At 59.4% G+C, this 23,043-nt stretch carries 22 protein-coding genes and 1 pseudogene; 9 read left to right on the top strand and 14 right to left on the bottom strand.

The window, feature by feature from the left end:
* Positions 1-101: 101 nt before the first annotated feature.
* The 4 genes from BW940_RS10440 to BW940_RS10430 all read right to left on the bottom strand — a co-directional run bounded on the left by BW940_RS10440 (position 102) and on the right by BW940_RS10430 (position 3,068).
* Complete coding sequence (locus tag BW940_RS10440) at positions 102-1,163, bottom strand: Brp/Blh family beta-carotene 15,15'-dioxygenase (RefSeq protein ID WP_076609141.1); 1,062 nt, start codon at positions 1,161-1,163, stop codon at positions 102-104.
* Entirely contained in the window at positions 1,153-1,935 is a 783-nt protein-coding gene (locus tag BW940_RS10435; RefSeq protein WP_076609140.1) for a lycopene cyclase domain-containing protein, read from the bottom strand. Before BW940_RS10435 ends, BW940_RS10440 begins: the two co-directional genes overlap by 11 nt.
* Before the next feature lie 52 nt (positions 1,936-1,987).
* A complete protein-coding gene (locus BW940_RS21940) occupies positions 1,988-2,161 on the bottom strand; it encodes a hypothetical protein (RefSeq protein WP_216819664.1) in 174 nt (57 codons plus the stop codon).
* A gap of 181 nt (positions 2,162-2,342) precedes the next feature.
* Positions 2,343-3,068, bottom strand: a complete 726-nt coding sequence (locus BW940_RS10430) for a bacteriorhodopsin (RefSeq protein WP_076609139.1) — start codon at positions 3,066-3,068, stop codon at positions 2,343-2,345.
* A 166-nt stretch (positions 3,069-3,234) separates the two neighbouring features.
* Between BW940_RS10430 and BW940_RS10425 the strand changes: the two genes are divergently transcribed.
* Positions 3,235-3,843, top strand: a complete 609-nt coding sequence (locus BW940_RS10425; RefSeq protein WP_076609202.1) for a hypothetical protein — start codon at positions 3,235-3,237, stop codon at positions 3,841-3,843.
* Positions 3,844-3,854: 11 nt separating this feature from the next.
* Here the strand turns inward: BW940_RS10425 and BW940_RS22090 are convergent.
* Positions 3,855-4,013: pseudogene (locus BW940_RS22090) on the bottom strand (RNA-guided endonuclease TnpB family protein); the annotation flags it as partial.
* A 563-nt stretch (positions 4,014-4,576) separates the two neighbouring features.
* On the opposite strand from BW940_RS22090, the gene BW940_RS10415 reads away from it, so the two are divergent.
* Entirely contained in the window at positions 4,577-5,479 is a 903-nt protein-coding gene (locus tag BW940_RS10415) for an NAD+ synthase (RefSeq protein WP_076609138.1), read from the top strand.
* Here BW940_RS10415 and BW940_RS10410 read toward each other — a convergent pair whose 3' ends face one another.
* The 8 genes from BW940_RS10410 to BW940_RS10375 all read right to left on the bottom strand — a co-directional run bounded on the left by BW940_RS10410 (position 5,480) and on the right by BW940_RS10375 (position 13,418).
* Entirely contained in the window at positions 5,480-5,893 is a 414-nt protein-coding gene (locus BW940_RS10410; RefSeq protein ID WP_076609137.1) for a hypothetical protein, read from the bottom strand. It abuts the gene before it with no gap.
* A 47-nt stretch (positions 5,894-5,940) separates the two neighbouring features.
* The gene (locus BW940_RS10405; protein ID WP_076609136.1) at positions 5,941-6,234 is read right to left on the bottom strand and encodes a MarR family transcriptional regulator; all 294 of its coding nucleotides are present in this window, start codon (positions 6,232-6,234) and stop codon (positions 5,941-5,943) included.
* Positions 6,235-6,555: 321 nt separating this feature from the next.
* Positions 6,556-7,734: a DUF5305 domain-containing protein gene (locus tag BW940_RS10400; protein ID WP_076609135.1), complete on the bottom strand. Its 1,179-nt coding sequence runs from the start codon at positions 7,732-7,734 to the stop codon at positions 6,556-6,558.
* Between the two features lie 144 nt (positions 7,735-7,878).
* Complete coding sequence (locus BW940_RS10395) at positions 7,879-9,048, bottom strand: signal peptidase I (protein WP_076609134.1); 1,170 nt, start codon at positions 9,046-9,048, stop codon at positions 7,879-7,881.
* Between the two features lie 98 nt (positions 9,049-9,146).
* Positions 9,147-10,319: a CARDB domain-containing protein gene (locus BW940_RS10390; RefSeq protein ID WP_076609133.1), complete on the bottom strand. Its 1,173-nt coding sequence runs from the start codon at positions 10,317-10,319 to the stop codon at positions 9,147-9,149.
* Between the two features lie 63 nt (positions 10,320-10,382).
* A complete protein-coding gene (locus tag BW940_RS10385; RefSeq protein ID WP_143823884.1) occupies positions 10,383-10,991 on the bottom strand; it encodes a hypothetical protein in 609 nt (202 codons plus the stop codon).
* Between the two features lie 567 nt (positions 10,992-11,558).
* Entirely contained in the window at positions 11,559-12,365 is an 807-nt protein-coding gene (locus tag BW940_RS10380) for a hypothetical protein (protein WP_143823883.1), read from the bottom strand.
* Between the two features lie 486 nt (positions 12,366-12,851).
* Positions 12,852-13,418, bottom strand: a complete 567-nt coding sequence (locus BW940_RS10375) for a VCBS domain-containing protein (protein ID WP_235847791.1) — start codon at positions 13,416-13,418, stop codon at positions 12,852-12,854.
* 472 nt (positions 13,419-13,890) lie between these two features.
* Here BW940_RS10375 and BW940_RS10370 point away from each other — a divergent pair, with 472 nt between their 5' ends.
* From BW940_RS10370 to BW940_RS10350, 5 genes are all read left to right on the top strand, one after another.
* Entirely contained in the window at positions 13,891-14,784 is an 894-nt protein-coding gene (locus BW940_RS10370) for a FapA family protein (RefSeq protein WP_076609130.1), read from the top strand.
* 132 nt (positions 14,785-14,916) lie between these two features.
* Positions 14,917-15,459, top strand: a complete 543-nt coding sequence (locus tag BW940_RS10365; protein WP_076609129.1) for a DUF7344 domain-containing protein — start codon at positions 14,917-14,919, stop codon at positions 15,457-15,459.
* Positions 15,460-15,671: 212 nt separating this feature from the next.
* Positions 15,672-18,791, top strand: a complete 3,120-nt coding sequence (locus tag BW940_RS10360) for a DUF7289 family protein (protein ID WP_084776749.1) — start codon at positions 15,672-15,674, stop codon at positions 18,789-18,791.
* A 102-nt stretch (positions 18,792-18,893) separates the two neighbouring features.
* A complete protein-coding gene (locus tag BW940_RS10355; RefSeq protein ID WP_076609128.1) occupies positions 18,894-19,217 on the top strand; it encodes an EMC6-like membrane protein in 324 nt (107 codons plus the stop codon).
* A 2-nt stretch (positions 19,218-19,219) separates the two neighbouring features.
* Positions 19,220-21,034: a ribosome biogenesis/translation initiation ATPase RLI gene (locus BW940_RS10350; protein ID WP_076609127.1), complete on the top strand. Its 1,815-nt coding sequence runs from the start codon at positions 19,220-19,222 to the stop codon at positions 21,032-21,034.
* A 260-nt stretch (positions 21,035-21,294) separates the two neighbouring features.
* On the opposite strand, the gene BW940_RS10345 is transcribed toward BW940_RS10350, so the two are convergent.
* A complete protein-coding gene (locus tag BW940_RS10345) occupies positions 21,295-21,816 on the bottom strand; it encodes an archaemetzincin family Zn-dependent metalloprotease (RefSeq protein ID WP_076609126.1) in 522 nt (173 codons plus the stop codon).
* Positions 21,817-21,855: 39 nt separating this feature from the next.
* Here BW940_RS10345 and BW940_RS10340 point away from each other — a divergent pair, with 39 nt between their 5' ends.
* Positions 21,856-22,260: a UPF0146 family protein gene (locus BW940_RS10340; protein ID WP_076609125.1), complete on the top strand. Its 405-nt coding sequence runs from the start codon at positions 21,856-21,858 to the stop codon at positions 22,258-22,260.
* 88 nt (positions 22,261-22,348) lie between these two features.
* Positions 22,349-23,008, top strand: a complete 660-nt coding sequence (locus tag BW940_RS10335) for a metalloprotease family protein (RefSeq protein ID WP_076609124.1) — start codon at positions 22,349-22,351, stop codon at positions 23,006-23,008.
* Positions 23,009-23,043 lie beyond the last annotated feature (35 nt).

Raw genomic sequence — 23,043 nt, 5'->3', positions numbered from 1 at the left:
ACTGCTGTAGTCAACTACCGCCGATTACAAACCCGTCTCTGGTGATCGGCGGTAACTCGGTACAGCAGACCGTATCAGGTCTCGAGAGAGCGAGCCGACCCCTATGGCGACCAGACTCGCTGTTCTCGATCGAGCAAGGTAACGACGACGACATGTGGGAGCGTCAGCACCGCGATCGTCACCAGATAGACCGCGAGGACGTCGGCGACGGACGCGGGCGTCTGCGGGACGATAAACCAGATACCCACGAGGACGATCAGTCCGCCCACGGTCAGCGGGGCCGAATCACGGGCGAACCGCCGCCACGCGGTCCCGATCGCCCCTCGCTCGAGCGCTGTGCTGGCGACGGCGTCGACGAGCATCGTCCGAAGGATATGCCGGAGCGAATGCCAGAAACAGAAGTAGAGGCCGATCGCGAGGATTGGTGGGACGACCGTGAAGTAGACGACGAGGCCGAGCGTCTCGGTCACGTCGACCAGCCACGGACCGCGACCGCCAGGTTCCGTCCGGAGAAAGCCACGGAGCAACGCGAACGCGACCAGCGCACCGAAACCGAGTGCGATGGCTGTCCGGGCCGCCGGCGAGAACACCGGCTCGAGCGCGGCCGCCGCATCGGGGTTGAACAACCCAACGATCGTCTCGGCGACGAAGGCGTACTGCGCTGGGAACGCGACCAGCGGAACGAGCATCGGAAGGCCGCCCCGGACGACGAGGGCAAGCAATCGGCTGGGTCGCGTCTCGAGATAGTCGGCGCGGACGAACTCGAGCAGGGCGTAGACGTCACCCTGGCCCCAGTGGACGAGCGTGATGAGAATAAACAGGACGAACGCAGGGACGGGGGCGAGAAGCCACAGGACAGCGTAGGCAGTGCCGACGAACAGGTACAGCAGGCCGACGAGCGCCAGCGAGCGGCGGGTGACGGGCTCTCCTCGAGCCCGCGGCAACACGAGGTGGTCGACGGCCCCGTGGGGGAGCCCGAGGACGACGACGCTGAGCGCCAACGGAACGTACTGATATGGGAGCGGTGGCGAGCCGACGAGGGCCGTTACCGAGACGGCGACAGCGAGAGACAGCAGGCCGACGCCGAGACTCAGGCGGGCCACCCGCCGCCGACTCCTGTCACTTCCTGAGACGACGCAACGACGGGACATCTCACGGCTCATTGGAACTCGTCCCGACTCGAGTCAGCACTCGGGAGAGTGTCGGGACTTCGTGGATGCGATCGAGCAGCCACAGATACATGACGATCCCCTGAACGATGAAGACGTTGGTCACGAGAAAGAACAGCGCTTCCTCGATGGGGAGTCCCAGCAGCGTGTACCCAGTTGTGTACGTATCCGAGATGACCCAGATGCCGAGTTCGATCGCGAGTCGATCGACGATCCAGAGATAGATCGTCGGGACGGCGATCGCAACCAGTACCGGCCGACGGACGGCCCAGAGGTACGTAAGGCCGAACCCCCACTGGATAGCGAGGATCGGCCCGGCCCAGAGCAACAACCAGCCGAGATAGTACGTCGAGGTGCCACTGGTCAGGAGCCAGCCGATGGCGGCGATCGATAGGCCGCCCCCGACGCCGATCACCCGGTGTGTGAGCGGGATTGCGAGCGACCGATTGGCGGTCGCCGGCACCTGGAACAACCAGAACGCGGTCAGTATCGGTTGGAGGACGAAAAAGAGGTATTCTTCGACCGGTGTGTGCCAGACGGTTGCGACGACCGCGCCCTCGCCGTACCACCAGACCGTCTCGGGGATGAGATGATTCGTAAACGGCGTCGTGTAGACGACGGCGAGGCAGATCATGATTCCGAGTCCGGAGAGCGGTCGAACGCCCCACCAGGCCCGGTCGCGCCGAAACGCGAGCCAGCCCAGAGCCACGAGTGGCGGGAGGATAAACGCTAGATGAATACCGAAGTACGTGAGTGGGACGGTCATGGGCGTGTTGGCGTCTGTCGCAGGTTCCCCGTGCGGGGTCGTGGTTCCGTAGTCAAGCTACGGCCGGCGTCGGCAAATCCCTGAATCCAAACTGGTTAGGCCTGATCGAGGCGTGCGACAGCGCCAGTCGCGTGTTGTCGCCACCGCTGACGTACTCGAACAGCTCCATGTCGGTCGGACCGTTCTCGAGGACACGATGTTGTCCGTCGAACGCGAGTGCGAACACGGCTCGTGACTGCAGACGTACAGGTTACTTCAGCGTCACGAAACATAAACGGATATCCGCTCCAATGCGGATATTTACAGGTAGTTAACGGTCACAGCACGGTGAGAACCGGGGCGAAAACGAGAACCGAACGGCACGCGGTGTCACACCCCGTTGGACTCGAGCGAGTAACCCCGATTCCTCACGCAGCCGCGGCGGATGGTGCAGCGGCCCGTTCGAGGACGGAGCGGCTTCGGAGCAGGATGAACCCGAAGCCGACTTTCGCCGAGAGGTCGAGGACCATGAACGCGGCCGTCTCCCAGTACAGCGGGAGGATGCCGAACGTGCCCTCGGTTCCGAGGATCCAGACGACGGGGTAGAGCAACCAGAGCACGATGACCAGGTTGCGGAGGGTGCCGAACAGCGACGCGACCTCCGGAGACTGGTTCCGTGCGTTCTTCGAGAGGGTCCCGACAAGGACGTACAGCAACACGAGCAGGGCGGCGGTGCTGATGCCCCACCACGCGATCCGGGTGCCGGGAGTCGCCGCGAACGCCGCGACCGTACCGGTTCCGATCATGAGGACGTCGAGTCCGATCAGCGTCGCGATCGTGTTGCGGTTCGCGCCGGCGAGCAGCGCGAGGTCGAGCAACAGCAGCGGCGTCGTGAAGATCCAGTCGGCGTATCGCGCCCAGTAGATCGTAAGCGCTTCGTCGCCGACCACCACCTCGGTGACACCAAAGCCCGTCGCCATCGCGAAGTACATGACCGCCGCGATCGACGTGATGAAGATCGTGATGATGTAGAACTCTTGCATCTTCGGGTCTCGGACGCTGCGCCCACGACCGACGAAGTAGAGCGTTCCGAGGGTCATTCCGATCGTTCCGATCCACAGCCACAGGGATTCTGGACCAACTAGTGTGGTCATACTTCCATGTAGCCGTTTACAAAATATACCGATAATCCCTAACGTAGATAACCCCTAGCTACGAGTGTATGTCCGGAATTCTGACGTCGAATTCGAAACCGGAGTGTATATTTTGACGCTCTGTGTTCGCCCATCTGAACCGACGGCCACTGACCCCCTCGAACTGATGACTTCAACTGACCCGAACGATCCGATTGCGGACGCCCTTCTTGGTGAGTCGACGTACGAACGACTTCGAGTAAAGCGGTACGCGCTGATCAAACGACGTATTCCCCAGAAACTCGTCTACCAGAGCGGACTGTTGCTCGTGCTCGCGCTCGTCGTGCCGATCGCAGCCACCTACCCGTCCTCGGTCCGAGCAGCCTTCCCGGGCGGCGAACCCCTGTGGGCGTCGCCGCTCGTCCTCTGGGTCGGCGTGTGCGCCGGCGGGATTCAGCTTGCAACTGCGTCGTGTCTCGTCGCGGTATCGGTCGTGCGTCGCAGCCGTGAACCGCAGTTATCGGAGGCAACGGCACACACGTTGCTGAACGTCGAGGACGTCGCGTCGATGTTCGGACTGGCGACTGGTGGGTTCGCCATTCTGCTCACGGTCGGATTCTTTTTGCTCGGCCACGCGGGCGGAGAAACGTTTCAGTCTGTCATCACTGCTGCACCGCAAAACCCGTACAAGCAGACTGCCGTCTCGGTCCCCGTGATCGCAGTCGGTACGGCAGCGGCGATCGGTTCCGCCGTCGTCTACCTCTGCAGCCTGTATCTCCGGTCGAAGTCCGCGTGAACTACCCTACCCTACTCGCTCACGGCTGACGCCGTTCGCTCCTTGAGGGTAGGGCTTCCTGCTTCCACGACGCGCTTTGCAGACACTGAATGAGTGTCCGTAGGGAGCGCAGTCTCCACAGGCGTTCGAAAATCGTTCAACGATTTTCGCAGCCCATCAGAATCGCAGGAGTGGTCTGCGTCACTTCTGAATCGTGGCTACGCCGGGACGCTATTCGAATCCGATGACTCGAGCGAACGCTTCCGAAACGAGTATTCAAACCAAACCCCGATCACTCAAGCGTCTCGTTCGCACACCAGAAATCTCCGATTTCTGGGGACGCTGTATCTCCTCCCTGCTCGCGCCTTCCCTTCGGTCGGCGCTCGCTGAGGAAGGGGGCTTGGCGCCTCAATCAGCTAAAACCGGACTGAAACAGTCGAAGTCGATCGATCACTCGCCACCCTCGAGCGTGGACGATTCGGGTCGATCGCAAATCGTTCCACCGAGCGAATCGGGGAGAGAACTGCGAACGATCCGGCGTAACAGACCCTTTGAACAAATAGCTATCTTTTTACTATTCAAGAATACATTTGTGGCACTATTCTCCGTAGACTCTGAAATTTAATTTGCGAAACTCTCATCTGTTGCCTGCTTGTTCATCAATGTCACACCGATCTACTAGCTGTTTAAGGATCAGGCATTTATACAAGACGAATGTTCAGACAGAACGTAGATAATATGGGATGTGATCGCTATGGGCGCAAATAGGAAGACAATCAGGTGCTCAGATACCGGAACAACGAGAGGGTCGTTCATTACGGACCCCGACAGCCTCGAGCAAGCGCGCTCGCGCATCGTCGACGATATCCGAGCTACGGTGGACAACGCGGGCGCACAGGGAGCCGTGGTCGCGATGAGTGGTGGTATTGACTCCACCGTCACGGCAGCGTTGGCCGTCGAAGCACTCGGCAGTGACCGCGTGCTTGGGCTCGGCCTGCCCTGTCACAAGACCGAACATCCCAGCGTGAGTGAGGCCCGGACCATCGCGGAGGGACTGGGCATCGAGTTCACGGAGATCCAGCTTCGACCGTTGCTCGAGGCGTTCGAGGAGACGGTCGCGAGCGAACTCGAGTCAGCGGCCGACCGGGACGCAAGCGGTCGTCCACACGAGCGCAACCATGCGATTGGCAACGTGATCGCGCGACTGCGGATGTGCTGTGCGTACTACACGGCGAACCGTCAGCACCGCCTCGTGCTTGGAACGGCAAACCGCTCGGAGTGGCTGCTCGGCTACTTCACGAAGTACGGTGACGGTGCCGCCGATACGTATCCGCTCGGCGATCTCTATAAAACGGAGGTCTGGGCACTTGCAACACAGATCGGCATCCCACGACGGATCGTCAGCAAGGAGCCGACGGCGGGGTTCTGGGCCGACCAGACCGACGCCGACGAACTCGGCGCGTCCTACGACGTTATCGATCCGCTGTTACAGCGCCTCATCGATGACGGCGAGTCGATCCGTGAGGCTGCGGATATGCTCGATATCGATCCTGAGACGGCTCGCTCGATCGCGTGGCTGTCTACTGAAACCCGACACAAGCGTACTATGCCGCCGACACCGGGTATCGGTGGCCGAGATGGCGACACTGGCCGGTAGCTAGCGGCTGGCCTCGTTACGGTACAGATTCGGATTCCGCCACCAGAACAGTCCCCATGACAGCATGAAGCCGGCAGCCATCGCGGCGATATCTCGGAGGATCTGTGGGAGCCCTAGGCCGACGATCGCGACGAGTGCCATCGCCGACCCGACCGCTGCACCCACGACGACGAACACCAGATCACCGGCGATGTGCTCCCGGCTGTGGTCCCAGTACTCCTGCCGGTCCTCGTCGTACCAGACACCGATGTAGATCAACACCGGTGCCATCGACGTGATCACAGTAATGACCTGATACTCTGCGGGCAGTCCCGCTGGCCCGAGTACGGCGATGTTGAGCGTGTTCGCGACGAGTGCCATCGCGAATAGGCCGACCAACAGCCATCCCCACCGTGGAAGCGTCTCTTTGTCCATGCTGGGGGACAGTCACCGTTCCGGAATAATCTGCCGTTTGCGACTGGTCACTCCGCGCAGCAGGCGTCCTTTTTCGCGGACTCGTCGACGCCGTTTCCGTCGGCGGCGACCGGGTTTTCGAGTCGATAGAGACTCTGTCGGGCGTCCGCAAAGTAGATATCCTCGTCGACCATCCCGATTCCTTCCAGGCGTTCTAGTGCATACCGGACGGTCCGGGCTGACAGCATCGATTCTTCGACGATCTGTTTCTGGGTCAACGGCCCATCGTACTCGAGGACCTTGAAGACGAGTTTAGCGCTCGGTGGCAAGTCTTCGATGTCCTCCCCGTCGGTCTCTGCCATACTACAAATCGAACGGTCCCAGCGGCATAAAAGTTGAGCCTTACGAGGCGTCGTTGACATGATAAATTCCGAGATAATCAGGATGGTAAAGTGGGGTCAGATCGTGTGTATTGCGGTATATCGAAAGCTGACTCGGTAGTCAGATACTGGTAGATTCTGCAGCAACCGAGAGGAACATTGTCGGGGTCTCTGCGCCCGATACGAGAATGATCGTAGCCTGCAATTCGGAGTTCGGTCACAGAACTCGAAAGGTCGCTGGCGAGAGGCGACGCTCAACCGGTCGGTGACGGCAATGTGCGTGCCCCGGTCGCTTTGTGTGCCTCACAACTGCTTCCAGACGTCCTCGTCATCGTCGAACCCACCCTCATCGGGTGCTTCGAATTCGTTGTTGCCCTCGAGTTCGAGTTCTTCGGGCGAGAACGCCGGTTCGTCGTCCTGCGTTGGCGACTGCTTCGTGAGGTTCATTTCCGGCCAGGCGGTCTCCTCCCAGAGGCCGCGCTCGCTGTAGTAGTAGACGACATCGTCGTTGACGACGGCAAACAGCCCGCGCTGGCGGTCGTGAACGACGCGCTCGTTCGTATCGATCGCGACGTCGACGACGTCCTCTAACGTATCAAGCGAGATGTGGTAGTCGCCGACCCACATCGGGATCGAGCCACGCGAGATCCACTCGGCGTAGCGCTGCTCGTGGACTGCACGGCGGGCGGCGTCCTCGTCAACCGGTGCCCGCCGAGCGACGAACGCGGCACCCACGAGTGCGAGCGTGCCGAGCACGGAGAGCCCGCCGATGGTCCCCAGACTCCGTGACTCAGTCGTCTGTTCCGTCGCCATCTGGTAGGTATGGCTGTCGGAGGCAGACAGCGACTCCGACAGCCAGTATGCGTCGTCAGTCACCTGAACCGCCGTCGACGCCTGTTGTGTCCCCTGAGTTCTCCCGGTGTCGTACTCGACACGGAGTTCCAGTTCGAGCTCGACCGAGCCGATACCGGAGAGTTCGCGCTCTAACTGGCGCTGTCGGTCCCGGTAGGACTCGACATCGATCGTCGTCGTCGACGTCGCGGTGCCGTCTTCGACCGACGGCGACTCGTCGATCACCGTGTGGGTCTCGTTCCAGAACGACTCCCCATCCCTGGTTGCCTCGAAGCGAAGCGTCAGTTCGTGGGTTACGTCGGCGTCATCGATCGACGTCCTGTCGCCCTCGTCGACCAGCCTGGTCTCGGGCTCGAGGACCAGCTCCGGCGAGGCGTTCAGGACGTACACCCCGCTGTTCTCGAGGCGGTCGCCCTCGCTCCAGAGCTCGCCGTCCCGAACGACGACGGCACTCGTCTGGACGTCGCTCTCGACGCGTTCGTCGCCGTACTGGGTGGTCGTTTCCGTCGTGGGATTGGCGACGGCCCACCCCGTCGCGAGGAGGGCGAGTGCGCCGACGACGATCAGGGCGATTGTGATCACACGACCGTACTGGGCGAGTACTAACTCGAGGCGCGGATTATCGATCACAATTCGAACACCCTGCTAGACATATTGGCTCCGTCTCTCCACTGTTCCCGGCCCGTCCCAATGGGTCGGCTGGAGGACGCGCATATACACATTCACTTTTTGCGACCATTATAACGATATCGGCCCTTTCCGCTGGATCGATGGTTACAGCCATTTCCGAAGTTTCCGCTTGAGACGCGTCGACAGTGGAACGTGCGTGCCAGCGGAGCGAAGGCGTAAATCGCCGCGGCCGAACACCACGAGGACGATCGTGACGGCGACGCCGACAATAACGCCGTTGACGGCGGCGATCGCAACGAGAGGGTGGAGGCCGTGAAGCCAGACCAGTACCGACGGCGGGAGCACCGCGAGATAGCGGTACTCGCCGACGTGGCGGGTGTACTGCCCGGTCGTCTCGGGGGCCGTCAGCGAGACCGTCGTCTCCGCGCTCGAGCGAAGCCCGACCGTCTGCCAGGGCGGGTCCGTCTCGACGTTGTTACTTTTGGCCTCGTGAATCGCGACGATCGGGAGATAGCCCGCGTTGTCGACGGTTCGGGTGAGTTCGCCCGTCTCCCCGGGGGCGAGAATCTGTGGATCGTCTTCGGGCGTCTCGGTGCTGATGATTTCGTACTCGGTGGTGCCTGCTGGAACCACCATCGCTGCGGTCGCAAACGTCACGAACACGAGCAAGACCAGCCCGAGCGTCGTCCAGAACGCGAGGACGTTCTCTCGAGAGCGCGAGCGCTTTTTCTCGCGTCGTGCGGGGCCGAGTCGATCAACCAGCGCCCCGAAGCCGAGCAGGGCGACGCCAACGGCGACCAGCAGCGAGCCGATCCCCTCCGAGTCGGGCGACGTCGTCAGGCCGAGAATCGGACCGACCGTCCCGGCGGCCGCTGCCGCAGCGTTCTGGACGCCCATGATCGCCGTCCCGAGCTTGGGGACCGTGACGACTTCGCCCTGTACCTGCCACGCTTTGGCGACGATCTGGCCGTCCGTGACGTGGGGTTCGCCGCCGTCCTGGTCGGTAAACGGGTTAGCGTCGCCTTTCGTGACGTACCCCTCACTGGTCTCGCCGACGACGCGATGGGTCGTCAGCCCGCCGCCGTGGAGTTCGCGCGCGTCGAAGACGACCACGTCGCCCTCCTCGACCGACCCCGAGACCGCGCTTGGAATCGCGACGAAGCCGTCGCCGGCGTCCATCGTCGGCTCCATACTGCCCGTCGCGACGTAGCCCAGCAGAATCGGCTGTCCCAGTAGCTGGCCGACTAACAGCAACACGATCGCGAGTGCGACGACGACACCGACCGCTCGCTTGAGGAGCGTCGCTGACGTCATTGCCTCGTCCTGTGGACGTTCATGAATACCTGACTATTCAACTAGATTGTCGTTCGGGATCGACCATCTTAAACGCCTCGTGGAGTGGCCTCGAGTCGTCACGCTTCCCTCGAGACGAACGCCCAGCGACGGTTCGCCGCGGCTGCCAGAAACAGGAACCCGGCTGCCATCGGCGGGGCGAGCGCCGCCGTCGTCGCCGCCGAGAGGTCGCGGTTCCGAAGCACGGTCGGCTCCGGTTCATCGACCGTGATCGACCCCGCCTCGACGCCACTGACCGCGATCGCGTACGTTCCCGGCTCAGTGAACTGCCGGTCAAACGTCACCGTCCGCTCCGAGTTCGGCTCGAGCGTCACCGTTCGCGTGTCGACGACGATCCCGTCGACGGCGAGCTCGAGGGTGCGGTCGACCTGCATCTCTGTGGGGTTCGTCACCGTCGCCTCGATCGTCGTCGTCTCGCCCGCGGTGAGTTCGGCGTCAGTGACCGAGGCCGAGAGCACGTTGATCGGTGGCCCCTCGACGGTCACCGACTTGCTGACGCCGTCGACGCCGATTTCGTACGTGCCGGGCCACTGCAACTGGCGTTCGAAGCCCACCGAGGCCGTCTCCCCGGGGGCGAGCTCGAGCGTTTTCGTCTCGACGACGACGCCGTTGACGGTGAACGCGGCCATCACCGTCTCCGTCCTCGGGCCGTTGTTCCGGTAGGTCGCGGTCACCGTCACCGAGTCGCCCGTCTCGGCGGCCGTCACATCGGAGTCGACGGACTCGAGGTCGATCATGCGCGGGATCTCGACCGGATCATCGTCCTCGTCGTCTTCGTCGTCGTCATCCTCGTCCTCGTAGCGGACGTGAACCGTGAACGTCTCCGTACCGCTCTGGGCGAAGTGCGTATCGACCGCCACGCCGATGCTCGTCGTTTGGCCGGCCGTTGGCTCGAGGGGGTTCGACTCTGTGAGTTCGGCTGCTGCATTAGTTCCCGCGTAGAACTCGAGGCCGTCGACGTCGTTACTGATCCAGATCGACTCGATATCATCGGCGCCCGAACCCACCGAAATCGTAAACACCTCGATGAACTCCGTTACCGTGTTGTCGAGGACAGTGAGATCAAGCTCGAGTTCCCCATCTACGACTGTCGCATACCGCTGGTCGACCGGCTCGAGGACGACGTCGTCGCTCGCCGGGTCCTCACCGACCGTGATTGCTACAGTTGGAACTGCGAATGCCACGAGAAAACAAGCGGCTGCAGCTGCGAATAGGGTCTTGGTGGATGGCATCGAATACAGTTATCGGTCGTGTCGGTTCGATCAGACGGCCGAACGTAGGCGAGTGAATCGTAATTAAGCGTTTTCGATCGTGATAGTCAGTAGGCCATTAGAATTACCTGCGTCTCCTGTAGTGAGTTCCGTCAGGCCCATGGTTTCAGAAGTTCCCTCGGTCACAGTAACTTCGTTATTACCATCATCATCAAACGAGAGATCGTAGTTGGCCGTTCCGTCTTCATCATCGAAGTCGAACGTGACGGTGAAAGTATCATTAGTTTGGCTATTGTCATTAATTATTACAAATAGATCTTCATATGCGACCGTAGCGTTTGCTGGGATTGGGTCAAGGGAATCAAAATCTCCACCATCAGATTGTCCAAATCCGATTGTCAAGTCAGCAGCATCAGCAACTAGACTGACCGCATCACTACCCAGACTTGGGGTTTGGTCGTAGGTCGTATCACTGACGACGGTGCCACCGTCAACTCCAACACTGCCGATGCTAGTCGGATCAACTACAACGTCTACGAACTCCTCGGCGATCTCTCCTGCATTATTAATAACATTAACTTCAACTGATCGCTCCGCTGTGACCGTACTGAACGCACCCGAACCGAGCGCAGCGCCGCCGCCCACGATTGCCGTTCCCAATCCAACCATCACACTTCGTCGGTTCATTCTCATGTTTGTAATCTCCGTGTAACCGCGTTCGAACCCGACTCGCAGTCCGGTGTCGAACGCGGCTCTTACTCTCCCGCTAGGAGGCCACCCACTTTGTATTGACTCTCGAGACTTTCTTCAAGATTGATCGCACTCCGTGAAGGGACAGCGAGACCTACTTCAAGCCCGGCCTGAACAGCGAAATCAGTAGTATTCGCTGGATTTGAAGTGTAACGAATTGACAAATACCATGAGTGAGGGTGTTAGTCATGCCGATCGCAACTCTAATTTGCTGACCGATGGGATTGGAACTGACGAGGACGACCGCGGCTCACATACATCCTGAAGTCGGGAGACCGGTTCAATTGGGGGCGTCAGGCTCAATCCCAGTGGCAGTAGCTCAATCAGCGATATTGAAGGGTTCCTGAATATTATGTTGACGATCGAAACGTCCACCATTGATTGATTGAGTGAACTCCATCGACCGAACTTTCGAGGTGGCTGTCGCCATGGACACCAAGGATGACTGTCGCCGATCTCGACAGGAGATAATTAGTCGATCAACGCCATCTCCGACTCCAAATCCGTTTATTATGCACTAGGAGTTGTCGTCGAGAGGGTTGTCGTATTGAAATCACCGTTATTGTTCTCGCCCCTGATCCGCAGAGTATACAACTGGTCACTCTTGACAATCTCACCGGAGTTTGGCTCAATCGTTTCCGCTGGGTTTCCATTTGGCTTGTATCGATCGGGATCTGGGGGGATAACAGTCTTTTCAGCGACGAGTCTACCATTGGCACTCCCCTCTCTTACTTCGTATTTTATTTCAGCAAGTCCGACGTTGTTGGTTTCATCTCGGATGTCAACAGACTTGATTTCAAAGATATTCCCCGAATTGCCTTGTGGGAGAGCCGCAGTAAAGTCTTGATCTTTGTTCGGTGCTTGAATGCGCACGTTCGGATTTGTGTTTCCACTTTCTGACTCGACGGTTCGAGTCGCTTCGAGCGAAACGCTTCCAGACGTACTAATCGTATAACTGACCGTTCCCGTCACCGCTGCTTCGATACTGACGAACTGCGAATTGCCAGCGTTCAGGGTAAACGTGACCGAACAACCGGATCCGCCATCGTTGTCGTAGAGCGTCCCGTCACTACACGTATCGAGGGTAATCTCGTAGGAAACCGATCCAGTCGTGTTGTTCGAGATCTCGACCATCGGTTCCTTGTTGTTCCGCTTGACCGGTCCCTGATCGACGATTCCAATTAGCCCGTCGCCCAGTGGTGCGGCACTCACAGAGACCCCGCGTGCTGCATTGACGGCTGAAAATGCGCCGGTGCTATGCAGTGCACCGGCACCGATTGACGCCACCCCCAGCCCCATGAACACCCGGCGTTTCATTACTAGTTAACATGTTATCCATCATTATAAGTTCGCTGGCTCGACTGTCACCAAAGCGCATACTTACACAGACACACCGACTGGCCTCTCTGCAGTCAGACGCCGTTTCGGTGGCTCAACGCCCTCGTGTAGAATCCAGAATTAAACAGGCGCACTTTCGACAGTATTTCAGTATCCCTGTTCGATCGCAATCTATCTCTCTTGATCACACTATTTTTGCGACAAGAAGTGCATGTCAGTCTGATCAGTCGGGTTGTCGTGTGTACTTCATGCAGCGTTAACCTTTCTTTCAGGATGCAGCAATAGTTTTCCGAGTTAAGTATCAATCAAGCAAGATAATGAGCTTGGTATTAGGGATGCGGCAACTGTACTGATCCATAGAAATCACCACAGTTATCAGCCACTCAGTAACTAATCAGCTGATAAATACACTAAGTCAATAAATACTATTTGATAGTGTCAGCGGTTCCCTACTGTAATTTAAATTTAACTTTGTTGGGTGGCTCTAATAATGATGTTGTCCGGGATCGTGCCGTCCGCACTGGTTGTATCTGTTTCGTCGGACATATCGAACACGACGCTGAAGACCAGATCATCGCTTTGAGCGCTGCCTAGAGTGATCTGGCCACCACTTACCGATGAATTCTCAAGGTACATCCCCGCATCAGATTCGCTGCCCACGTCGCTAGTGAGAAGAGATGTATTATCACTTGCATCTTCAATTTCGAGAGTTATTTCCGAAGCTGTCCCCCCGGTGTTTGTAACGGTAAATACATCATCAAATGTTGTCACTGCGTCAAGATTGATATCGTTCTCGAGGTCGAAGGCGATTATTTCATCGTCGGTACCTCCTGTCCCTTCAAGAGCGCTTCCAGCTTCAATGCTTAGTCCAATTAATGCCCCCGCGTCACCAGTGGTAGAAACATTGACAGATCGGTTTGCTTCTACACTACTAAACGCACCTGTCCCCAGCGCTGCGCCGCCGCCCGCGACGATCGTTCCCAGTCCAACTAACACATTGCGTCGGTTCATGCTCATGATTGTACTCTCCATGTAACCGTGCCTCGATCCCTGCCGATGGGGACGGAACGCGGTTCTTACTCCTCTCTTAGGACCCTACCTACTTTGTATTGTGTATCGAGACTATATTCAGGATTGATAATACCCGTTCCAGCAACCCCAATATCAGCTTCAAGACCGGCTTGAACTCTCGAAATCGCCTTTCCCACAGATTCGGCGAGTCACCGACACTCATACGTCTCACTATCGTGGTTGCTCGAGTCACCCCGCAGAATTCACCACTAATGATACGACTGCCGAATCCGCAGTTCACGATATACTTGAGGCGACGACTCGGCGGCTTCACGCACTACCACGGCACGCCAAGCGCGAGCAAGCTATGTGATGTCGTGACTGTTCGGCGGGCTTATATTTGTGCCACCCGTAGTTCTAGTACGGGCACAGGAACCAGGCCGTAGCTAAGCTGATCTGTGCCACACGCAGCCACTTCGATCCCACTGCATCCATGATACGATCACTCACAGTCATCGCGCTCGCGCTCATCCTCGTCGGAGCGATGGCGATGGCCGGCCCGACATTCGGGTTTGCCACCATCGCCGCCGAGCGCGGCGTGAGTGTCGGGACCGCCGACGACTCGAGTGCCTATCTCGGCCTCGAGGACCGTTCAGCGTCGGCGGCGATCGACGCGCCGGATGGGACGACGACCGTCTACGCAGTGACGGACACTCTCGACGGGCACAGCCAGAGCAGTGTCGACGCCTCAGTGGTTGGGATTACTGACGAGTACAACGCAGCCGTGTCGACGACCGCTCTCGAGGCGACGGTCCAGCCGGGAAGCGACGCCGACACGTTCGATGTCGTCCTCGCGTGTGGGGACGGGGAGGCGCTCGATGGGAGCTACCGCGTCGAACTGCGGCTCGTCGCCTCGGCTGCTGGCTCGAGTGTCGATGCGACACGGACGACAGCCGCGTTCGTCCCCATTGACTGTACGACCCTTTCGGACGAGCCGGTCGTGGTCTCCGTGGACGAGGATGGTGACGTCACGACCGGCGGTGACGTGACGGTCGACAACAACGTCGCTGTCGGCGGGCAGATCACCAGCGGTGGCGATGTCACGATCGCGAACAACGTCGGTGTCTCCGAGACCATCTCCAGTGGGGGCTCAGTGACCGTCGGCAACAACGCGAACGTCGGCAGTATCGTCGCTCAGGGCGATATCGTCATCGCGAACAATCTCGTCAGCGGTGATATCATCGCCGGCGGGGACGTCACCATTGGCAACAACGCCGAGATCGACGGCAACGTCTCGGCCTGTGGATCGGTCACTGTGGGCAACAATGCGGTCGTCACCGGCACGATTCTGGAGAACCAGACCGACCTCGCTGGCGTCCAGTGTTAAGATCGACAGCCGGCGGTACGATACCGGTCGCGGGGACCGAGTTCGATCCACGATCGGATGCGATTCCCACGACTTCGTGATAGTACAGTATACTTATTGGTTGTGAGCATCTCAGCTCTAGACAGACACCGAATGGCGACACAGGCTGAGACACGGTCAGATCCAGGTCAGGGAGAAATCTTCGACCTGCTGAGCAATCAGCGCCGTCGCTACACGATCCATTACTGCAAGCGCGAGGGCGAACCGGTCGAACTCGGGGACCTCGCCGAACACGTCGCCGCCTGGGAACTCGACAAGGAGATCGACGAGCTGACCTCGGCCGAACGCAAGCGCGTCTACACGTCACTCCAGCAGACGCACCTGCCGACGCTCGAGCGCGCCGACATGATCGAGTTCGACGATCGAACGATCGCGCTGACCGACCACGCCTCGGAGTTGGACGTCTACCTGGATATCGTCCCGGGGAACTCGATCCCGTGGGGGCTGTACTATCTCGGGTTGACTGTGCTGGGGTCGGTCGTGATGGCTGGACTGTGGCTCGAGGTCGTGCCAACGGAGACGGTCTCCGAACTGGGCTGGGCAACGCTGGTGTTCGCGCTGTTTGCGGTCTCGGCAGTCGTCCACGCTGTACAGAGCCGACGGATGCGACTTGGTGGGATGGAGAAACCACGATAAACCGGATCAGTCCTGCTAATCGTTTCCGTCGCATGCCCGTCTCGAGCCACTCCCGCCGGCGATACGAGTGGCCATCACTTTCATAAGTGATAATCAAGCAGCCGCTGTGGGAGTTCCGTTCCGTTTCAAGGCGTTCCTGATACGTAGACAGACATTCTTCTATACTTTAACGTACGTGGGATATATAATATATCACTCTGATAGCATAGTAAATGACTTCCTCGACACGCGCCGCCACTCGATCAGAATCGTCCGCTGATCGGGGCGGTGCACCGATCATCGGCATCGTCCTGCTCTTTGGAATGGTACTGGCGGGTGCAATGCTGGTCATCATTGCTGCGGGGCCGCTGTTTGATGCGCTAGAGAGCCAGAGCGATCGGGAGCGGGCGATCACCTATATGGGACAGACCGATCAAGCGCTCGCGACGGCGACGATTTCGGATGGGCCACAACCGCTCGAGGTGCCACCTGATGCTGATATGTCGGTTGTCGACGACGGTTCGATCGAAGTCTCATGGTACAACGAGTCAGCGGATCCGTGGAGCGGCCAAGCGTGTACTGCACCTACCAATGAGTCAGGGACGCTTGGTGCGCTTGAGTACGAACTCGACGACCGAACGATCGTCCATCAGGGTGGTGGGGTCTGGGAGCACGACGGCGACGATACGACGGTCGTCTCGGATCCACAAATCGGCTACGACGGTGAGTCGCTACAACTCCAACTCATGCAGATCAGCGAGAGTGTCGTCGATGGCTCTGGACTGGCAGCGACGGCAGATCACAGCAAGTCAATGGCCCTGACGAATGAGATTCAGGCGACAGCAAGCGACTGTGACGGCAGTAATGTCGCGTTCAGGATCGAAAGTTCGTACCACGAAGGCTGGGCGACGTTCCTCGAGGATGCGCTTGGAGAGGACGAAAACCCCAAAGTCGACGTCATCCACCACGAGGACCATGAAACCGTTGAGGCGGTCATCGAAGACGTTAGGAAACCGGTCGAAATGCCGACATTCATGGTTAAAGAGGATAAAGGGATTGGAATTGCTGGCGAACAAGGGAAAGCGCAGCCGTCGTACGACGACCGGCTCGACAACGCCGATAATCGTGTGTTCTATATTGAAACGGTAATCAAGAATGAGGGCACCAAACGAGTCGGGCAAAACGTCACGGTAACCGTCTTCAACGAAAGCGGGGCCCTTTTTAACACGAGCGAGAACTCAGGTAAACTCGGACCTGGTCAAAACACAACTCTCGGTGGCCAGGACGAGCTGAGTTTTAAGTACGGGGAAGATTTCGGCGGCACGCTCGAGGTCGGCAACATCTATGAGTATTCCATCGAGACGGAAGATCACCAGCCCGATGATCGTGGTTCGTTTTATTATGGTAAAGCGGATCCATACTTCGAGCTGTTGGACAACGTCGAGACGTCAGTTGATGGCGACAACGTGACGATCACTGTGCCAGTCATGAATCTCGGGATCGAAGACGGTGATCAAGACGTCACGCTCGAGTTCCTCGGCGAAACGAATACCCAGAAGATCGACCTAAACTACGGAGCCGAGGGAACCGTTGAGTGGGAAATAAACAAGAGTGCGATCCCAGTTGGAGAACACGAATTCACAATCACAACAGATGAAAATGGCAGCGAAGTCAACGGCACGATCGAAGGCGACGCAACCGGTGGCGACGGAATGGCCTTCGTGGTCGTCGACGACAAGGGTGCCGGTGACGATCAGTTCGTTACCGACGATGGTGAGTCATTTACCGTCAGTGCCGAAGTTGCGAATACGTATCCGACCACCGTCGAGCGGGACGTGACGCTTTCGATCCCGGACGCGAACGTCAACGTCTCCGAACCGAAAGAACTCGAGAATGGGATGACCGACACAGTCGACTTCGAGGTCGACCCCGACAATCACGACTTCGATCACGGTGAAGTCTACGAGTACGACATTCAGGCCGAAGGCGATGGACTGAATCCGAACGGATCGTTCTACTTCGGCCATCCCGGGACCAAATTCGAACTGGCAAACGGCAACGCGACGACCAACGACGAGGCAGTCACGATCACGGCCGACCTCCACAACACGGGCGTCGACGACGGCGAACAGGACGTGACCCTCGATCTCGACCTGAAAGACGACGACGAATTCGACGACGATCCATACGCGGAGACGATCGATGCCGGTACTGCCGAACGAGTCGTCGGTGAGAACGCCACCATCGAACTGCCGATCAACCGGAGCGTCCTGGTCACCGGCACCTACGACGCGACGATCAAGACCGAGGACGACGAACTCGAGATGACGTTCGATGTCGACGCCGGTATCGATCCTGGGGATGTCGAACTCGGTGGCGTCGAGGACGCGAACGTGACTGTCGAGGTGCTGGGGTCACAGGTTTCTAGCACCCAGGGACACATCGCTCCGATGACGTTGGACGTCGTGACGAACGGTGAGACAGAACACTCGTTCCAGAATCCAGATGGCGGCAACAACATCAACATCGGCCCAACTTGGCAGGATAAGAGTGATAATAGCTATACTCACGAATTCACCGTAGACGAAGAAACCGATCTCACCTTGCGAAATACGAGGTACTCGACTTGTAGTGATAAGTATACTCACAGCAGTGATTTACCGCATTACTCGGGTGAGTCGATCTGGTTCAGCTGGTGTGAGGACGTCCCGGAGGGAGACTGGTCTTGGAACCAGATCCAGGGCTGGTATTGGGTAGATCAAGTGGAGTTCGGACCGATCGACGCTTCAGAGGACGCCAACCTTCAGAACGTCCGCGTTCGAAGTAACGAGAACAACACGATCCCGGCACTTCCTTCAGGGACCGATCATCAGCTGAGTGCCACGGAGGTGCTTGAGCAACACGATTTGATCGAAAACAGTGGCGACGAACTCGATATCGGCCCAGGGGAGTTCGTGTTCCTCTTCGAGAATACTGAGTCAACGGACAAAGACGGCATCGACGCACTCTGGGACGAGGCGATAGACGCCTACGAAGACGAGCCCAACGAGACCTACGACCCGAACTTCAACGACCTGATCGTCTACGTTGAGGTCGAACAGGCAGGCGTCGACCCCGGGAAGCCAAGCATCACTATCAGTCCCGGAAGCGGCGAGGAGGCAGACGTCGGTTCAGGCGAGGGCGGCGAGGCCGGCACGCCGGACGATTTCGACCTCAAGCTTGGCGGGGACGCCGATTCCGGTGATTCGCCCGACGTCGGGCCCGGTGACTCCGATCAGGGTGGTGCACCCGAAAGTCAAGTGGTCGACAATACCGGTATCGACATCGGCTCCGATCACGTTGTGGTCGGTTGAGTTGCCGGTTTCGGCCGGCGGCGGCTTATGTCTAAGTAACGGTCCGCACGCTCTCGAGACCAACCCGAACGCCTTTTTAGGCCCGAACGCGGACATCGAGCCATGTCGACCGAATCGATCAGCGACCGACGCGAGCATATTCGCTCGATCAGCGTGACGGCGCTGTCCGCGCTGCTCGGCGTCGCCGCGGCATTCGCCTCGATGTCCATTACGGGCGATGTCGGCCCGGCGGACGCCGCAGGGGATACGCGAGCGCTCATGTTCGTCGCAGGGGCGATCCTCGCGCAGTTTCTCCTTTACGATTTCACGGGGATCTACGGTGAGGACGAGTTTGGCGTGAAACACTACCTGTTCATCACGTTCATGACGTTCTCGCTGTGGTTCGTGACGTGGGGGATCTTGCTCACCGCAGAGGTCACGATCTAACGATGGCCGACGATAGTATCGCCGTCGTGGATCTGGATCGGTGCCAGCCCGACCGCTGTAGCTACGAGTGTAAGAACTATTGCCCGCCGAACCGCACCGGCAAGGAGTGTATCACGCTTCGTGGCGAGGAGGCCGACGAGGGCCAGCCCGAACAGATCCACATCTCCGAGGAGATCTGTCTCGGCGAGACCTGCGGGATCTGTGTCGAGAAATGTCCCTTCGACGCCATCGAGATCATCAACCTCCCGAAGGAACTCCAGGATGATCCAGTCCACCGCTACGGCGAGAACGCCTTCTCGCTGTACGGGCTACCCGCCCCACAGGACGGTCAGGTCACGGGGATTCTCGGCCCGAACGGGATCGGGAAGACGACCGCCGTCCGCATTCTCGAGGGCGAACTCGAGCCCAACCTGGGTCGCCACGACGAGTCACCTGGCTGGGACGAGGTGCTCGAGGCCTACCGCGGGACGGAGCTACAAGACTACATCGCGGCCGTACAGGACGGCGAGGTCACGATCGCTCGGAAACCCCAGTACGTCGACCAGATTCCAAACAGCTTCGACGGCAACACCCGCGAGTTGCTCGAGCGCACGAACGAGCGTGACGCTCTGGAGTACCTCGTCGAGCGCCTCGAGATCGGCCCGGTCATGGACCAGGCGATCGACGACCTCTCGGGCGGCGAACTCCAGCGAGTTGCACTTGCGGCGACGCTGGCTCGAGACACGGACTTTTACTTCCTGGACGAGATCACGCCGTATCTCGACATGAGCCAGCGGGTCACCGCAGCGCGGCTGATCCGCGAACTCGCCGAGGAAGAAGACAAGTCGGTGCTTGTCGTCGAACACGACCTCGCGATTCTCGACCTGCTTGCGGACACGCTCCACGTCGCCTACGGTGAGCCAGGAGCCTACGGTGTCATCACGTCGCCGAAATCCGTCCGCAACGGGATCAACGAGTATCTCTCGGGCTATCTCGATAACGAGAACATGCGGATTCGGCCGAACCCGATCGAGTTCGAGGAACACGCCCCCCGGAGCGAATCTCGAGGCGACACGCTCGTCGAGTACCCCGATCTCACCAAGAGCTACGGCGACGGCGAGTTCACCCTCGAAGTCGAAAGCGGCGAGATCCGCGAGAACGAAGTGCTCGGGATCGTCGGCCCGAACGGGATCGGGAAATCGACGTTCGCGAAGCTGTTGACAGGCAACCTCGAGTCGGATGCCGGCGACACCGACCTCGATTTGGACATCTCCTACAAGCCCCAGTATGTCACCATCGACCAGCCGATGCGGGTCGACGCCTTCCTCTCGTCGATCACCGATCAGTTCGGCTCCTCCTACTGGAACACAGAAATCGCCCAGCCGCTCCAACTCGAGCGAATTATGGAGCAGAACCTCTCGGACCTCTCGGGTGGGGAGCGCCAGCGGGTCGCCATCGCGGCCTGTCTCTCCGACTCCGCCGACCTCTACCTGCTCGACGAGCCGTCCGCCCACCTCGACGTTGAACAGCGCGTGCAGGCGACGAGCGCGATCCGCCGGTATGCCGAACAGCAGGACGCGACTGTGATGGTTATCGACCACGACATTTACACGATCGACCTGCTTGCAGACCGGCTGATGGTCTTCGACGGCGAACCCGCCGTTTCCGGTCGTGCTGGCCAGCCACAGCCGATGCGCGACGGGATGAACGAGTTCCTCGCGAACCTCGAGGTCACGTTCCGCCGCGACGAGCGCACGTCACGCCCGCGGATCAACAAGCCCGACTCGCAGCTGGATCGCCAGCAGAAAAGCGAAGGCGAGTATTATTACGCGCCCTGACGGGATCGACTCGAACACGCCGCGCCTCTTCTGACGGAGCCATTCGACACACAGCGAAGCGTCGCGCTCGTCTCTGAAGTAACTGTACAGCGTCTCGTCGTCAGAAAGCGCTTGCTCGATCGGTTGTGTCCCTGTGTCCCGGCACGACCGTACGTCCCCACTCGATTTCGAATCGAACATCGCACGCGTCGGCCTGTGCATCTCATAGATCGACAATAAAAAACGGACGACCGCTCGAGCTGGAGGGATGAAACCGGCTGTCAGCCAATCAGTCGCTGACAGCTTCCACAGAGGTTCTCCTCTTTGATGTCGACTTCGCGGACGGTCGGCGAGAAGTTCATCACACAGCGGTTGTTGTCACAGTGTTCGAGGCCGTAGGTGTGGCCGATCTCGTGGACGATCTCCTTGCGGACGCGGTCCTCGAAGATGTCGGCGGCGCTCTGGTTCGAGAAGCCGCCGTCACTCGAGGTCTGGAGCCGGTAGGTTGAGACGACGCTGCCGCTGCCATCGAGGTAGGCCAGCCCGAAAACGTAGTTGCGACGGCGATAGAAGAGGTCGTGTGGCGTGATGGCGATGTTTTTGTCTCCCCGGCCGACACGTTCGGCGAGTTGAATGAACGTCTCGGCGGTGTACTGGTTCCGGTCGGCATCGTATGCGCCGTTTGGGACCGACTGGGCGTCGTTGACCGTGACGTCGCAGTCGTAAACCGATCGCAACGCGGCAGAAGCCGACCGCTTGACAGTCGCGGAAACGTTGCCGACCGGCACGATATCGACGAGCATGGCAACTGCTATGGCCGCGGGTGGCATAAACGTCCCGCCGTGGCCCACTCTCGCCGGAACGCGGAGACGTTGCTCGACGTGCTGTCTGCCTACGACCGAGTCATCGAGGTCGGTATCGGCCGCCGAACAGACGTGGCGGCGGCGCTCGCCGAACGAGACCTTTCCGTCACTGCAACCGATGTTCACCACCGCGAGGTACCCGACGGTGTCCGATTCGTCCGCGACGATATCGTCGATCCCGACCCATCGGTCTACGCCGATACGGACGCGATTTATGCCCTGAACCTGCCGCCCGAACTCCATCGCCCGACACTCGAGGCTGCCCGCGCGGCCGATGCCGACTTCCTGTTTACGACCCTCGGCGGCGACCAGCCGACGGTGCCGGTCGAACGCCGGACCATCGAGACGGGGACGCTGTATGTGGCTCGAGCGATGGATCGGTAACGTGGTCACGCAGTCACTCGAAGTCGACGCCTCACCCCCATATCAGGAGCCGAAGGTATTAGGACCGGCTACGACAGTTACGTGAGTGATGCCCGCCGACACTGTCGTTCTGGCTGTCGCGATTGCCCTCGTACTCGTGGCGCTCGCGCTCGCGGTCATCGGGCTCGGAACGCTGTGGTGGATCGGCGTGCAACTACTCATGCTCCCGGGCATCGTCGTTCACGAATTCGCCCACAAGCGGGCCTGTGATCTCGTTGGCGTCCCCGTCCTCGAGGTCGCATACTTCAGATTCGGCGACCCATCGGGCTACGTTCGCCACGTGCAGCCTGAACGCTATCGTCAGTCGTTCGTCATCAGCGTTGCGCCGTTTCTGGTCAACACGATCGTTTCACTTGCTGTCTTTTTCGGCTTCGCCGTCCTCGTGACCACGGTCACCGAGAGTCCTGTCTCGTTCGAGTTGCTCGCCGACCTCGAGACGGTCTCGAGCGACGTGCTCGTCCTTGCAGCCGTGCTGGGGTGGCTCGGTATCGCCGTCGGCATGCAGGCGTTTCCAAGTACCGGCGATGCGAACACGCTTTGGGCCCGTTCGCGAGCGGAGTGGCGGCGCTCACCGATCGTTCTGGTCGGGGTCCCCGTCGTCCTCGTCATCTACGTCGCAAACCTGCTCTCGTGGCTGTGGGCCGACGTGCTCTACGCTGTTGGATTGGCCGTCATCGCGTTCTATGCGGTCGGCTTATTACTCCCCTGAAACGGATCAAAACAGAATCGAGTGTCGCTGCCTGT

It is taken from the genome of Natronorubrum thiooxidans, from assembly GCF_900156475.1.
GTDB lineage: Archaea > Halobacteriota > Halobacteria > Halobacteriales > Natrialbaceae > Natronorubrum > Natronorubrum thiooxidans.
The sequence above is the reverse complement of the archived record's forward strand: the minus strand, read 5'-3'. Positions and strand labels throughout refer to the sequence as shown.

What these genes read in the sequence shown, in the direction of transcription:
- BW940_RS10440 (WP_076609141.1), bottom strand. Translation starts at nt 1,163, where the DNA reads ATGAGCCGTGAGATGTCCCGTCGTTGCGTCGTCTCAGGAAGTGACAGG.
- BW940_RS10435 (WP_076609140.1), bottom strand. Translation starts at nt 1,935, where the DNA reads ATGACCGTCCCACTCACGTACTTCGGTATTCATCTAGCGTTTATCCTC.
- BW940_RS10430 (WP_076609139.1), bottom strand. Translation starts at nt 3,068, where the DNA reads ATGACCACACTAGTTGGTCCAGAATCCCTGTGGCTGTGGATCGGAACG.
- BW940_RS10425 (WP_076609202.1), top strand. Translation starts at nt 3,235, where the DNA reads ATGACTTCAACTGACCCGAACGATCCGATTGCGGACGCCCTTCTTGGT.
- BW940_RS10415 (WP_076609138.1), top strand. Translation starts at nt 4,577, where the DNA reads ATGGGCGCAAATAGGAAGACAATCAGGTGCTCAGATACCGGAACAACG.
- BW940_RS10410 (WP_076609137.1), bottom strand. Translation starts at nt 5,893, where the DNA reads ATGGACAAAGAGACGCTTCCACGGTGGGGATGGCTGTTGGTCGGCCTA.
- BW940_RS10405 (WP_076609136.1), bottom strand. Translation starts at nt 6,234, where the DNA reads ATGGCAGAGACCGACGGGGAGGACATCGAAGACTTGCCACCGAGCGCT.
- BW940_RS10395 (WP_076609134.1), bottom strand. Translation starts at nt 9,048, where the DNA reads ATGACGTCAGCGACGCTCCTCAAGCGAGCGGTCGGTGTCGTCGTCGCA.
- BW940_RS10390 (WP_076609133.1), bottom strand. Translation starts at nt 10,319, where the DNA reads ATGCCATCCACCAAGACCCTATTCGCAGCTGCAGCCGCTTGTTTTCTC.
- BW940_RS10385 (WP_143823884.1), bottom strand. Translation starts at nt 10,991, where the DNA reads ATGAGAATGAACCGACGAAGTGTGATGGTTGGATTGGGAACGGCAATC.
- BW940_RS10380 (WP_143823883.1), bottom strand. Translation starts at nt 12,365, where the DNA reads ATGAAACGCCGGGTGTTCATGGGGCTGGGGGTGGCGTCAATCGGTGCC.
- BW940_RS10375 (WP_235847791.1), bottom strand. Translation starts at nt 13,418, where the DNA reads ATGGAGAGTACAATCATGAGCATGAACCGACGCAATGTGTTAGTTGGA.
- BW940_RS10370 (WP_076609130.1), top strand. Translation starts at nt 13,891, where the DNA reads ATGATACGATCACTCACAGTCATCGCGCTCGCGCTCATCCTCGTCGGA.
- BW940_RS10365 (WP_076609129.1), top strand. Translation starts at nt 14,917, where the DNA reads ATGGCGACACAGGCTGAGACACGGTCAGATCCAGGTCAGGGAGAAATC.
- BW940_RS10360 (WP_084776749.1), top strand. Translation starts at nt 15,672, where the DNA reads ATGACTTCCTCGACACGCGCCGCCACTCGATCAGAATCGTCCGCTGAT.
- BW940_RS10355 (WP_076609128.1), top strand. Translation starts at nt 18,894, where the DNA reads ATGTCGACCGAATCGATCAGCGACCGACGCGAGCATATTCGCTCGATC.
- BW940_RS10350 (WP_076609127.1), top strand. Translation starts at nt 19,220, where the DNA reads ATGGCCGACGATAGTATCGCCGTCGTGGATCTGGATCGGTGCCAGCCC.
- BW940_RS10345 (WP_076609126.1), bottom strand. Translation starts at nt 21,816, where the DNA reads ATGCTCGTCGATATCGTGCCGGTCGGCAACGTTTCCGCGACTGTCAAG.
- BW940_RS10335 (WP_076609124.1), top strand. Translation starts at nt 22,349, where the DNA reads ATGCCCGCCGACACTGTCGTTCTGGCTGTCGCGATTGCCCTCGTACTC.